The organism is Bacteroidota bacterium, from assembly GCA_016194975.1.
In the GTDB taxonomy this organism is placed as follows: Bacteria; Bacteroidota; Bacteroidia; order Palsa-965; family Palsa-965.
Window position 1 is genome coordinate 100,804 of sequence record JACQAM010000007.1, and the last position, 14,690, is coordinate 115,493.

The 14,690-nt window shown below is 45.8% G+C and carries 6 protein-coding genes; 5 read left to right on the forward strand and 1 reads right to left on the reverse strand.

Annotated features, from left to right (window positions below; translation table 11 throughout):
- Nucleotides 1-29 precede the first annotated feature (29 nt).
- Both HY064_05080 and HY064_05085 read left to right on the forward strand, forming a co-directional pair.
- Nucleotides 30-839 (forward strand): hypothetical protein, encoded by an 810-nt coding sequence (locus HY064_05080; GenBank protein ID MBI3510014.1) that lies wholly within the window; start codon nucleotides 30-32, stop codon nucleotides 837-839.
- 159 nt (nucleotides 840-998) lie between these two features.
- Nucleotides 999-1,997: a patatin-like phospholipase family protein gene (locus HY064_05085; protein ID MBI3510015.1), complete on the forward strand. Its 999-nt coding sequence runs from the start codon at nucleotides 999-1,001 to the stop codon at nucleotides 1,995-1,997.
- A 66-nt stretch (nucleotides 1,998-2,063) separates the two neighbouring features.
- Here HY064_05085 and HY064_05090 read toward each other — a convergent pair whose 3' ends face one another.
- The gene (locus tag HY064_05090; GenBank protein ID MBI3510016.1) at nucleotides 2,064-2,867 is read right to left on the reverse strand and encodes an alpha/beta hydrolase; all 804 of its coding nucleotides are present in this window, start codon (nucleotides 2,865-2,867) and stop codon (nucleotides 2,064-2,066) included.
- A gap of 159 nt (nucleotides 2,868-3,026) precedes the next feature.
- On the opposite strand from HY064_05090, the gene HY064_05095 reads away from it, so the two are divergent.
- The 3 genes from HY064_05095 (at nucleotide 3,027) to HY064_05105 (ending at nucleotide 14,679) form a co-directional block, all read left to right on the forward strand.
- The gene (locus tag HY064_05095; GenBank protein ID MBI3510017.1) at nucleotides 3,027-7,496 is read left to right on the forward strand and encodes a gliding motility-associated C-terminal domain-containing protein; all 4,470 of its coding nucleotides are present in this window, start codon (nucleotides 3,027-3,029) and stop codon (nucleotides 7,494-7,496) included.
- A gap of 332 nt (nucleotides 7,497-7,828) precedes the next feature.
- The gene (locus tag HY064_05100; protein ID MBI3510018.1) at nucleotides 7,829-14,371 is read left to right on the forward strand and encodes a gliding motility-associated C-terminal domain-containing protein; all 6,543 of its coding nucleotides are present in this window, start codon (nucleotides 7,829-7,831) and stop codon (nucleotides 14,369-14,371) included.
- A gap of 56 nt (nucleotides 14,372-14,427) precedes the next feature.
- Nucleotides 14,428-14,679 carry a hypothetical protein gene (locus tag HY064_05105; protein MBI3510019.1) on the forward strand — a complete coding sequence of 84 codons (252 nt, stop codon included), beginning with the start codon at nucleotides 14,428-14,430 and terminating at the stop codon, nucleotides 14,677-14,679.
- The last annotated feature ends 11 nt before the right edge of the window (nucleotides 14,680-14,690 follow it).

Genomic DNA, 14,690 nt, shown 5'->3' on the forward strand with positions numbered 1-14,690 from the left:
GGAACTCGGAACTAAAAACTCATAACCAAATGCAGGAAGACAACAGCGGGTACAGGCATATTTTCGTGATCGGTTTTTTTATCGGCTTGTTCGCACTTCTTGCATTCGTGATCATTTATTTTATTGCAACAGGAATTCACGTCATCCATGTTCCGGATAAAAAAGATTCATTGAAGAAAAATGATTCCGTTTCTGCATGGTGGAATCAAAAACCCGGCGCTGAATTTCACGATTCACTTTTTTCATTCTGCATTGTTTACTATTCTGTAAAAGCCGACAGCATGATTTCCGATTCCATAAGCCGGATCGATATTTATCATTTACCCGATAACAAAAAAATACAATCTGTTATTCCGGATTTCTCTTATGAAACAGAACGCATTCAGCTCGATTATCTGCATCCGTTCGTGATGGAAGACATGAACTTCGATGGCTACAGTGATTTCCGTGTGTTATCGTGGGTAGGCATTCGCGATCAGCAGATGAATGAATGTTGGATCTATGATCCGGAAAAAAATATTTTTCGAGAAGATTCTGTGCTTGATGAAACGTGGGATGTGGTTTTCGATCACAAGAAAAAAACAGTTTACTCGAATGAACGCGATGGATGCTGTTACGATCATTGTAATAGGATGATGGCTTGGGAAGGAGATTCGCTGGTAGTGCTGCGTGAAGAAGATGTAATGAGCAATCCAATGGATACGCTTTTTGAAGATGCCGACATCACTTTGTCCAAACGTGTTCATGGAAAATTGAAAGTGATAAAAGATTTTCATCTTGATTCCATCACTGAAAAATATTTAGGTTATGATTCTACAGGATGGTGTTTCCAGCAATAAAAAATCCAAAATAACTGAACTGAGAACTGAGAACCAATTTTCCTTCTTACCTTCACAAATCTAAAAAAATTCAAAATCCAAAACCCAAAATCCAAATCTGTAACCCTCCCCCATTGCATTTTGAATCCTAAAGTGAATTTCCAAAAGAAAAATATTGCCATGGCATTGCAGGGTGGCGGTGCACATGGCGCTTTTACCTGGGGTGTACTCGACCGTTTGCTGGAAGAGGAAGAAATTGTTGCGGAAGGAATTTGCGGCACGAGCGCGGGCGCAGTGAATGCGGTGGTGCTCGCATACGGGTTGCACATGGGCGGACCGGGCCGCGCGAAAGAAATGCTCGAAGAATTGTGGAAGAAGATCGCGCAATACGGAAGTTATCTTTTCAAACCTTCTACGTGGGATAAGACGATGAATTTCGGCGATCTCTATACTTCGCCGGGTTATCTTTTTTTCAATAGTATTTCGCAATCACTTTCTCCTTATCAGCTGAACCCGTTCAATTATAATCCGCTTCGTGATATCCTGAATGAACTGATCGATTTCAATGAACTGCGACGATACAATACAAAAAAATTATTTGTGTGCGCGACGAATGTGAAAACAAATCGCGCAAAAGTTTTTCATAACGATGAAATAACCGTGGAAGCCGTTCTTGCTTCTGCATGTCTTCCGCTTTTATTCCAGGCCGTGGAGATCGACGGAGAATTTTACTGGGACGGCGGCTATATGGGAAATCCTCCACTCACGCCGCTCATCACTGAAACAAATACGCGTGATGTTGTACTTGTAAAAATAAATTCCATCAATATCCGGACACTGCCTACCTCAGCGCGTGATATTGCCGAACGTGTGAATGAGATTTCGTTTAACAGTTCGCTCATCAATGAAATGCAGATGGTGCATTACCGGAATGAACTGATCCGAAAAGGCGTGACACTTCCCGAGCAGGACCGTGAAATATTTGTTCATTGTATTTCCGGTTACGATTCTCTGGACCATCTTTCCTATTCTTCGAAACTCAATACTTCGTGGGAATTCCTGATGCACCTGAAAGAGGAAGGAAGAAAAACCGCCGGCCAGTGGCTGCTGAATGATTATGATCTCGTTGGCGTGCGTTCTTCATTCGATGTGGAAGAACATTTTCTGAAAAAGTACTGAAAGTTTTAGGATGTCAGGGTATTGATTGCGGCTGGAAAGGTTGTGTCGCAATACAACCCCAATGACTCAATAACTATTAACTATCCTCTTCAAAATTTTTACCACCTGCGGAATTGCTTCCAGGTTCAGCGTATGTCCGGCTTTTTCGATGACAATGAATTCTGCACCGGGAATATTATCAGATACATCTTTTGCCACCACGGGAGGAATGAGTACATCTTCTTCTCCCTGCGCAACGATCACGCTGGCTTTTATTGTTTTCAATTCGTTACGGTAATCACCGCGCACTTCCGTGGCACGCATCAGTTGCATTAAACTTTCTGCAGACAGGTCTCTCGCTACTCTTGATTCTTTCAGTGTTTCTATCGGAATGATCGGATTTATGAAATAAGATTTCCCAAGCACATCCGGCAACATCACATCGAGCATTTTCGGATAACCGCCTTCTGCCAGGGCCACCTTCCAGCGTTCTCCCATTTCATTGAACAAAACTGTTTCGTGCGCGAAGGTGGAAAGAAGCAGTGCACTTTCTGCTTTCTGCGGATAATTCACAAGAAAATGTTGTGCTACAGCACTACCGTAAGATATTCCGCAAAGAACTGTTTTTCCGCGCCCGTGTTCCCCGACCAGGTTAAAAACATCAGCGGCATGCTCATCATACGTTCTGAATTTTGGAGCCGTCCCCGATTGCCCCTGGAAAACAAGATCGAGCAGAATAATGCGATGATCCGTATAGAAAGCAGGTGCAACACCAAGCCACGATTGCGTGCTTTGTGAAAGTCCGTTGAGAAAAACAATAGTTGATCCCGCAGATAAATTTCCCTGCAACTCAAAATAAATTTCAATACCGTCCGGAAGTTTGTGGAGCATTTTCGTCCGGCTAAATTAACTATTGCATTATTCATCCGGATGATCATCCGTTCACCGTGTGGTTTTGTTAGCAATTAATGGTGTTTTTTACATTGTAAAGGATTGATTTCAAGCACCGGATTGATTAACTTTCGCACGCTTAAACCACCTTCCTGCCCAATGAAAAAATTTCTAACGTTTCTCCTGCTGTTCCTCGTTATCACAAGCAGTGGAATTTTTGCGCAATCGGCCTGCCCGCAGGTTACTATTGCACCGGCTTCTTCTATTTGCTCCGGCCAATGCGAAAATCTTACTGCAACTGTGCAGGGATCTGTTGCTACAACTTCGTATAATGTTTCCAACATTGCTTATGCACCTTATGCATTTACCGGCGGTAATCCTGTACTTGTGAATATCGATGATACCTGGTCAAGTGTTGTAACTATGCCATTCTGTTTTCAGTTTTTCGGTAATACCTACACTCAATTTGTTATTGGATCGAATGCACTTATTTCCTTCGACATCACACAAGCCAACGCCTATTGTCAATGGCCGATCAATGCAGCCATTCCTACCAATACAAATCCCATGAATTCGATCATGGCTCCTTATCACGACATTGATCCTTCTGTTGGAACTCCAACATCCGCGACTGATATCAATTGGGCGGTATATGGAACTGCACCTTGTCGTTACATGGTTGTGAACTGGAATGATGTTGCTATGTTCTCCTGCACAACTCTTATTGCAACTTCTCAATTGGTACTTCACGAAACTACAAATATCATTGACGTTTACATTCAGAATAAACCACTTTGCGCATCATGGAATGCAGGTGCAGCAATAGAAGGAATTCAGAATTCCACAGGAACAGTTGCCTACTGGGTGGCGGGAAGAAATTATCCGACGCAATGGACTGCCTCTAATGATGGAAAACGATTCACGCCTTCGGGTGCGCCGCAATATACACTCAACTGGACGGGGCCATCAGGAAATTTAGGAAGTGCAAATCCACTCAACGTTTGTCCCACCACCACTTCCACATACACATGCACTGTAACCAATACAACATGCGCCGGAAACGTTGTTGTTTCTTCAACAGTAACAGTTCCTGTAACTTCTGGATTGACCGTTGCCGGTACGCAAATAAATTCAACTTCCTGTTTAGCATGCAATGGATCTGCGACAACTACTGTCACTGCAGGAACCGGTCCGTTCACTTACGCGTGGACTCCTTCGGGTGGAAATGCAGCTACATCAAATAATTTATGCGTAGGCACCTACACGTGTACGGTAACAGGAGCGGGCGGCTGCACGGGCACACAGGTATTCACCATCACAGGGCCGTCTCCTCCAACTTCGACGCAGGCAATGACAAATGTTACTTGCAATGGCGGATGTAACGGAACCGGAACCATCACTCCGAATCCTGCAGGCGCATACACTTATGCCTGGTCGCCAAGTGGAGGAACTGCTGCAACTGCCAGCGGACTTTGCGCAGGAACATACACCGTCACTGCAACAAATGCCGGGGGTTGTACTACAACACAAACCATCACGATCACACAACCAACAGTTCTTGCTGCAACAGTTTCCACAACTGCAGCAACATGCGGTGGTAACAACGGATCTGCAACAGTTTCTCCTTCGGGAGGAACGGGGCCTTACTCTTATTCCTGGGCCCCATCGGGAGGAACGGGTGCAACTGCGAATTCACTCGTCGCCGGAACGTACACATGTACAGTTACTGATGCAAGCGGCTGCACAACTACTGCGACCGCGATCGTAGGCAGCAGTGGTGGAATAACAGCAGCAACAACTGCAACAGTGAATGTTTCCTGCAATGGAGGAACCAACGGATCTTCTACTGCATCACCAACAGGGGGAACCGGGCCTTATACTTACGCATGGTCTCCGTCCGGCGGAAATGCAGCAACAGCAAATAATCTTGCTGCAGGAAACTATACATGCACGATCACAGATGCAAATGGATGTATCGCTACAACTACAGTCACCATCACACAACCGGTTGCGCTCACAGCAATTCAAGCTCACACCAATGTTACCTGCAACGGGGGAAACAACGGCTCTGCTACAGTAACTGCTTCCGGTGGAACCGGGCCTTACACTTACGCGTGGTCTCCGTCCGGCGGAAATGCAGCAACAGCAAATAATCTTGCTGCAGGAAATTATACGTGTACCATCACGGATGCCAATGGTTGTACTACAACACAACTCTTTACGATCACGCAGCCGACTCTTCTTACTTCCACCAACTCAACAACGCTAGCCACCTGCGGAAATTCGAACGGATCTGCAACTGTGACAGCTTCCGGCGGAACCGGACCTTATACTTATTCCTGGTCACCGGCCGGTGGAAATGCAGCCACAGCAAATAATATTCCTGCTGGCACCTACACGTGCACGATCACCGATGCGAGCGGGTGCACGCAAACTTCTATTGCAACGGTGAATAACAGCGGAGGCCCGGTTGCAACTATGAGTGCGCCGACAAACGTTTCCTGTTTCGGTGGCAATAATGGTTCGGCTAACGTAACTGTTGCCGGTGGAACAGTACCTTTTACATATTCGTGGTCACCCATTGGTGGCACTTCTGCAACCGGTGCAAATCTCACAGCGGGTAATTATACGGTTACTGTCACGGATGCGAACGGATGTATTACAACTTCGTCAGCGGTGATCACGCAACCAACTGCGCTCACGATAACCGGAACATCTTCCAATGTCGATTGTTTCGGAAATTCAACAGGAACGGCATCCGTTATTCCCGGTGGCGGTTCGCCTGCGTACACGTATGCGTGGTCGCCGGCAGGAGGAAATGCCGCGAATGCAAATCCTCTTACGGCAGGATCCTATACCTGTACTGTTACAGATCTAGATGGTTGTATTATAACACAAACCTTCTCGATCACAGAACCGCCGCAACTGACTCTCGCAGTAGCCGGATTCAATGTCACTTGTTTCAATGCATGCGATGGACAGATCGTTTCCATTCCTTCTGGCGGGGTTCCCGGTTATACTTTCAACTGGAGTACCGGTTGCAGCGCCGCGTCGTGCAATAATATCTGTGCGGGAAATTACACGTGTACAGTTACTGACGCTAACGGATGTATCATCACTAATTCCGCAACGGTCACACAACCAACAGCGCTTTCCATTGCCACCAGCGAAGTGGATGCGCATTGCAATCAGAGTGACGGTTCAGCAACGGCGACAGGCTCGGGTGGAACAGGAACATTGAATTATCAATGGACAGGAGGACCTTCGAATGCAAACTGGAATAATATTTCTGCCGGAACGTATTGGATTATTGTCACTGATCAGAACAATTGTATTGATTCAACTTCAGTAACTGTGAATAATATTGCGGGTGTGAATGCTTCGTTGCAAAGTGTTTCAAATATTTCCTGCAACGGAGCATGTAACGGAATTATTACAGGAACTTCAAGCGGAGGAACAGGAATACTCACTTATTCCTGGTCACCATCGGGTGGAAATACATTGACAACAAATCCTGTTTGCGCAGGAAATTATACACTCACTGTTACAGATGCAGTTGGTTGTACAGCTACGTTCACAGCAGCAGTAACACAACCTCCGCCACTCACAGTAACGGCAACTGCAAATCCTCCTTCGCTTTGTGCCGGATCATCAACAAGCATTAGCTGTCCGCCGGCTGGTGGAACTCCTGCATATAATATTACGTGGATGCCGGGAAATCTTTCCGGTGCGAATCAAACTGTTTCTCCTAATGTTACTACGACTTATTCGGTGGTGGTAACAGATGCGAACGGATGTATGGACAGTACAAATGTTACGGTAACTGTCAATGCAAATCCTGTTGCGACACTTGCCGGCGATTCGCTTTCGGGATGTGCGCCACACTGCGTGAACTTCAGTGATCTTTCTACCGTTTCGAACGGAAACATCACGCAATGGTCATGGGATTTCGGCGATGGAAATAATTCCACATCACAAAATCCGGTTCATTGCTATATCACAGCCGGAAATTATACGATCATTCTCACTGTTTCCACTTCTACCGGTTGCACCAACACCATCACGATGAATAATTACATCAGCGTATTTGCCATTCCGGTTGCTGATTTCACTTCCAGTCCACAGCCGACCACGGAACTTGACCCTACTTTATTTTTTACAGACGCATCACAAAATGCTTCTTCGTGGATGTGGAATTTCGGCGATACAACAAATGCAACTTCCATTCTGCAAAGTCCTTCTTATATGTATGGAGGGCCCGGATGTTTTGATGTAACACTAACTGTAACTTCTTCCAATGGATGTATGGATTCAACTGTTCACCCGATCTGCATTGATCCCGATGTTACGATTTTTGTTCCGAATGCATTTACACCGAATGGAGACGGAGTGAATGAAACTTTCTTTGCGCAGGGAGTCGGAATTGATCCGGATAAATTTGAATTGTGGATCTTCGATCGCTGGGGCAACCTGATTTTTTATTCGAAGGATATGAATAAAGGATGGAACGGAAAAGTGCAGGGGCACGAAGATCTTTGCCAGATCGATACTTACGTATGGAAAATAAAAGCGGTGGATGTGTTAGGCCACAAACATAATCTCATTGGTAAAGTGAGTCTCGTCAGGTAAAAAGTGAATTGATTTTATTTTGAAAAAATCCTGTGAAAAAATTCGCAGGATTTTTTATTTGAGCTCAATTGTTACTAAGAAAAAAAAATTGTTGAAAAGTATCGGGGGGTTCCGGCTCCAAATTACCGCTGATTTGGCCACAATAATAATATCTCATCGTCATTAATTTCATTTTCATCTTACTAATTAGCTTGTTTGTCGAAAATAATTTCAGATGTTCGCTTTTGACCTTTCTCATCAATGAGAATTCGCAAATTGTTATATATTGTAGGACGTAATTTCTATATCATTTACACACCATCAGGACGGCAAACCCTGAAAAGTAAAAGAATATGAAACACATCCACTCACGACTTCTTCTGGCGTGCACATTGCTCTATGCGATCGCGTCTAATGCACAACCTTCTCAACCCACAATTTGCCCGATCAACGCGGGACCTAATCAAAGTGTGTGCGTTCCTACTTGTGCAAATCTCTCGGGAACTTTTACTCCTACTTTTCAAACCAATACGTACTCGATGAGTACGATTCCGTACACACCGGATCCTTTCACCGTAGGAACTGCGCTTGTTCTTGGTGATGACCAATGGTCCTCTGCTATTCCACTGCCATTCACATTTTGCTATTTCGGCAATCCCTATACACAATTACTGATTGGCTCGAACGGTGCTTTGACATTCGATCTTACACCCGCAGGCGGTTATTGTCAGTGGCCAATTAGTGCTGCAATGCCTACTGCAAGTGACCCTGTAATGATCGGCGGTCCCTGGCAGGATCTTTATCCTCCTGGTGGCGGAACAATTAAATACACAACTTACGGGGTGGCTCCATGTAGAAGGTTTGTTGTTTCATGGTACCAGGTTCCGATGTATTCGTGCACAACAACACTTTGTACTCAGCAATTGACATTATATGAAACGACCAATGTCATTGACAATTATCTGCAGTCAAAAGGACTTTGTACCGGGTGGAATGGTGGAAATGCAATCCAAGGAATCCAAAACCCAGCTTTTAATACCGCCTTTGTTCAAGCCGGTCGTAATTATCCAACTCAATGGTCCGCAGTTAATGATGCCAAGCGCTGGCAACCAGCTGGCGCTGCAACTTCAGTAGTTTCATGGTACCAGGGAGCAACTGCAATTGCTACTGTAGTAAATAATGGAACCGGAATTGCAACAGCAACAGTTTGCCCGGTTGCAACAACAACTTATACGCTTCAGGAAATTTCTACAAATTGTAATGCTACTACTGCAACAGTAACTTCGACTATGACAGTTACAGTAAGTTCACTCACACTTTCAGGAACGCAAACGAATAACGTGTGTTCGAGTAGTTGCACAGGAACAGCAACCACAACCGTAGTTTCAGGTACTGGTCCTTTTACTTATTTATGGACACCAGCACCAGGAGGAGGACAAGGAACTGCAACTGCCACAGGTTTGTGTGCAGGAACTTATTCGTGTACTGTAACAGGCGCCGGTGGTTGTCAGGGAACTCAAACTTTTACAATCACAGCTAATCCACCAATTACAGACGTCCCGTCTCATGTGAATGTAAGTTGTAACGCTGCATGCAATGGCTCTGCAACTGTAGTTGCTTCCGGCGGAACGGGAACATATACTTATTCATGGGCGCCGGTCGGAGGAACATCGGCAACTGCCACCGGATTGTGTGCAGGAAATTATACATGTACAATTAGTTCACCGGCGGGTTGTACTATAACACAAACCTTCACGATCACGCAACCCACTGCTCTTACTGCAACACAGTCGCAAGGAACTATTTTGTGTAACGGAGGAACTACAACAGCAAGCGTAGTTGCATCAGGAGGAACTCCGGCTTATACTTACAACTGGACACCTTCCGGAGGAACCGGTGCAACTTCTACACCTCTGGGTGCGGGATCATACACGTGCACGATCACTGATGCGAACGGATGCTCGATAACAAAAACATTTACCATTGCCCAGCCAACAGCGATCACTGCAACTTCTACATCAAGCACTGCAACATGCGGAAGCCCGAATGGATCTGCTACAGTTACTCCTTCCGGAGGAACTCCTGGTTATACTTATTCATGGGCACCAAGTGGTGGAACAGGTTCAACCGCGAGCGGATTAACAGCAGGAACTTATACTTGCACGATCACTGATGCGAATGGATGTTCTATTACAAAAACAGTTACTGTTTCCAGCACGAATAGTTTAAGTGCAACCATTACCGGAAACGTTTCAGTTTCATGCAATGGAGGAAATAACGGAAGTGCAACTGTTACTCCTGTCGGAGGAAATCCGGGTTTCACTTATTCCTGGTCACCAACAGGTGGAACAGGTGCAACGGGTGTGAATCTCACTGCAGGAAATTATACGGTAACCGTGAATGATGCCGGCGGATGTTCTGCAACAGCAACTGTAACAATAACACAACCGACTGCAGTTACTGCAACACAATCTCAGACTAACGTAACATGCAATGGAGGAAATAACGGCACTGCTACTGTTGTTGCATCAGGAGGAACTCCTGCTTATTCTTATTCATGGGCGCCATCGGGCGGAACGAGTGCAACTGCATCCGGGCTTTCTGCAGGAACTTATACCTGCACGATCACAGATGCGAATGGATGTTTGATCACAAAAATATTTACGATCACTCAGGCAACTGCGATCACAGCTACCACTTCATCTACACAAGCAACCTGCGGAAATCCGAATGGAACAGCGACTGTAACACCTTCAGGCGGAACTCCTGGTTATACTTATTCATGGGCGCCAAGTGGAGGAACAGGATCAACAGCTTCAGGATTAGGAACAGGAACTTATACATGCACGATCACTGATGCTGCAGGTTGTTCGATTACAAAAACAGTTACGATCACCAATGCAGGTTCACCAACAGCAACGATCACTTCGTCAACAAATATTTCATGCTTCGGTGGCAACAATGGATCTGCTACTGTTTCTGCTTCAGGCGGAACTGGCCCTTACACTTATTCATGGTCTCCGATTGGAGGAACAGGAACTACTGCAAGTTCACTCACAGCAAATACCTATACTGTTACTGTTACTGATGCAAACGGATGTTCGAACATTGCAACCGTTACCTTGACACAACCAACAGCATTAACTGCTACTGCAACTGCATCACCGGTTTTGTGTAATGGTGGAAATACCGGATCTGCAGCAGTGACTCCTGCCGGAGGTTCTCCAGCGTACAGTTACTCATGGTCACCAAGCGGTGGAACTGGTGCAACAACAACCGGTGTTGGCGCAAATACATACACGTGTACAGTTACAGATTCACACGGATGTACAACAACAGCAACGGCAACAGTAACACAACCTACTGCACTCACTGCAACAACTTCTCAAGTAAATGTTCTTTGTAATGGAGCATTGACCGGATCTGCAACAGTGAATGCAAGCGGAGGAACTCCTGCTTATTCTTATTCATGGGCACCGAGCGGCGGAACATCTGCTACTGCAAGCGGACTCGGTGCAGGAACATTTACTTGCACAATCACTGATGCAAACGGTTGCTCGATCACAAAAATATTTACGATCACACAGCCAACTGCATTGAGTGCAACAACTTCGTCCACACAATCTACCTGCGGAAATCCAAACGGATCTGCTTCTGTAGTTGTCAGCGGAGGAACTCCTGCTTATTCTTATTCATGGGCTCCAAGTGGCGGAACCGGTTCTACTGCTTCCGGACTCGCATCAAATATTTATACAGTAACAATCACTGATGCTAATGGATGTTCGCTAACTGCAACTGCAAACGTAACAAACGCGGGTTCTCCAACAGCAACTATTACTTCTTCTACAAACGTTTCCTGTTTCGGAGGAAATAACGGATCGGCTACTGTTTCTGCTGCTGGTGGAACCGGACCTTATACTTACAATTGGACACCAGCAGGTGGAACCGGAATCACCGCAAGCGGATTGACCGCATTGAATTATAGTGTAACGGTGACCGATGCGAATGGATGCACAGCAACTGCTTCAGTTCTCATCACTCAACCAACCGCTCTCGCTGCAACTGCAAGTTCTTCTCCTGTTCTTTGTAATGGAGGAAATACAGGATCTGCAACTGTAACAATAACCGGTGGAACTAGTGCTTACACACAGAACTGGACACCGATCGGTGGAACAGGAACGACAGCAAATAATCTTACGGCGCAAACGTATACATGTACCGTGATTGATGCGAATGGATGTTCAACTACTGCGACAACAACTGTTACACAACCAACAGCACTCACTATTACCGGAACGCAAACCAACGTGAATTGTAACGGTGGAAATACAGGTGTAGCGAATGTGACAGTTGGCGGCGGAACACCGGTTTATACTTATTCATGGTCACCGACTGGTGGAACCGGTGCAACTGCAATGAATCTCCCCGCACAGAATTATACGTGCACAGCTACTGACGGCAATGGTTGTATTATAACACAAACCTTCGCGATCACTGAACCACCACTGCTCACGGTTACTACAACAACTGTTTCTTCCACCTGCGGAAATCCAAACGGATCTGCTACTGCAACTCCTGCCGGAGGAACACCGCCTTACTTCTATTCATGGTCGTCCGGCGGAACTGCTGCAACTGAAACAGGATTGAGTGCAAATACTTACACCGTTACTGTTACGGATAATAAAGGATGTACAGCAACTGCGGTTGTCACGATCACCAACATGGGATCACCAACTGTAACGATCACTTCTTCTTCGAATGTTCTTTGTTTCGGTGGCAACACCGGTTCGGCAACTTCGAATGGAACAGGCGGAACAGGCGTGCTCACTTATGCATGGTCGAACGGCGGAACAAATCCAACTGATAATAATCTTTCTGCAGGAACATATACGATAACTGTTACTGATGTGAACGGTTGCCAGGATACAGCACAGGTTATCATCACTCAGCCACCAGTGCTCACTGTTTCAACAACGCAAGCCGATGAACTCTGCAATGGTGGATCGACCGCTTCTACAAACGCAATTCCTGCCGGTGGCGTTACCGCGTATTCTTACCTCTGGTCGAATGGCGTAACCACTTCCACCAACTCAGGAATTCTTGCAGGAAATTATTCTGTTGTTGTTACTGATGCGAATGGATGTACTGCAAATGCAAACGTTACGATCATCGAACCAACTGCTCTTGCTCTCACCACTTCACAAGTGGATGAAACCTGCTTCGGCGGTTCTACAGGATCTGCGACTGTAACTGCTACGGGTGCGACACCTACTTACGGTTATCTCTGGTCGAATGCAAGCGCTGCTGCAACAACTTCGAATCTCACTGCAGGATTGTACACCGTGAATGTTACCGATGCAAACGGATGCACAGCTTCTGCAACAGTAACAATAACTGAACCGACGCAAGTGACAGCAGTCGCAACTGAAGTGGATGCGCATTGCAACCAATCTGATGGTTCTGCAACTGTGACCGGCGGAGGCGGAACTCCGGGACCGGGTTACACTTACCTCTGGTCGAATGGAGGAACCACTGCAACCATTTCGAATATTCCATCGGGAACTTACAATGTTACTGTGACCGATGCGAACGGATGCAGCGCTACAACTTCAGTTACTGTAAACAATCTCAACGGTGTGAACACTTCTGTGAATTCAACAACGAATATTCTTTGTAATGGAAATACAACAGGACAGATCCTCATCAATTATGGCGGAGGAAATGGCCCGTACAATTTTGCCTGGACACCGAACGTAAGTGCGAATGATTCTGCAAATAATATCGGTGCGGGAACTTACACTTGCGTAGTCACTGACGCAAACGGATGTTCTTCTACAGCGACAGCAACACTCACGCAACCCGCTGCACTTACTGTTACTGCGAGTGCATCTCCTCCTGCAGTTTGTGCCGGCTCGTCTGTTCAGTTGAATGCAAATCCAACTGGTGGAGTTGGTCCTTATACAGTAACATGGGGCCCAATAGGAATGACAGGAACTTCGCCGAATTATACTCCTGCTGCTTCCGGTGTTGATACGGTTTACGTTGTTGATGCGAATGGTTGTACCACAAATACAACTGTGAATGTTATTGTATTTGCAATGCCGGTAGTTTCATTCACGTCCAATATTCAAGCCGGTTGCGATCCTGTTTGCGTTTCATTCTCCGATCTTTCTACTGTTGCAAATCCGGCGGTGATTAATGCGTGGACATGGGATTTCGGTGACGGAAATAATTCTTCATCGCAGAATCCTGGTCATTGTTATTCCGTATCCGGTTCTTACAATGTTACACTCACTGTGAAAACCCAGGATGGTTGTTTGCAAACGATCACGATGAATTCTTACATCACCGTTCATCCGAATCCTGTAGCGGCATTCAGTGCATCGCCACAACCGACAACTATTCTTGATCCAATGATAGACTTCACGGATGCTTCAACCGGTGCAACAGCATGGTCATGGAGTTTCGGTGATCTCGTCGGTACATCCACGAATGAGAATCCATCTTATACCTATCCAAGCGTGGTCGATTGTTACCAGGTTGTACTTACTGTAACAAGTGTTGACGGATGTGTTGATACAGTTTCTCACCCCGTGTGCCTCGAGCCGGATGTGATGATCTATGTTCCGAATGCTTTCACACCTGACGGAAATAATACGAACGATATCTTCAACGCAGTTTGTCTCGGAATAGATCCCGATAAATTCCAGATGTGGATCTATGACCGCTGGGGCAACCAGATCTTCTATACTGATGACATTAATAAAGGATGGGACGGAAGAGTGATGGGACATCCTGACGTTGCGCAAATCGATACGTATGTATGGAAGATAAAAGCAACTGACCTCCTCGGAAAACAACACAGTCTGCTGGGAAAAGTAAGTTTGATCAAATAATTGCTCACCGGACCCCGATTAGAAAATCCCCTTGCTACAGCCTGGGGATTTTTTTTATGGTTGTATTCCTACACAACCTTTACTTTGCAGAAATTCAAGCCACAAAAGTGGCAAGTGATGAAGTGAATTTAATGCACTGCAGTAACACAACCAGCCCCGGCCACGCGCCTGCTCCCGCTGCGCACGGACGGGAAGAAAGGAAATTTAAAGTGAAAGCGGTGCGCTCCAAAACGCAACCCTCAAGATCGCTTCTTCCGGATAAATCCGGGATCGCGATGACCATCACACCGGTATCAGATTTAAAATAAAGAAACCGTCC

Coding starts and splice junctions, on each gene's coding strand:
- HY064_05080 (MBI3510014.1), top strand. CDS start 30: ATGCAGGAAGACAACAGCGGGTACAGGCATATTTTCGTGATCGGTTTT.
- HY064_05085 (MBI3510015.1), top strand. CDS start 999: ATGGCATTGCAGGGTGGCGGTGCACATGGCGCTTTTACCTGGGGTGTA.
- HY064_05090 (MBI3510016.1), bottom strand. CDS start 2,867: ATGCTCCACAAACTTCCGGACGGTATTGAAATTTATTTTGAGTTGCAG.
- HY064_05095 (MBI3510017.1), top strand. CDS start 3,027: ATGAAAAAATTTCTAACGTTTCTCCTGCTGTTCCTCGTTATCACAAGC.
- HY064_05100 (MBI3510018.1), top strand. CDS start 7,829: ATGAAACACATCCACTCACGACTTCTTCTGGCGTGCACATTGCTCTAT.
- HY064_05105 (MBI3510019.1), top strand. CDS start 14,428: ATGGTTGTATTCCTACACAACCTTTACTTTGCAGAAATTCAAGCCACA.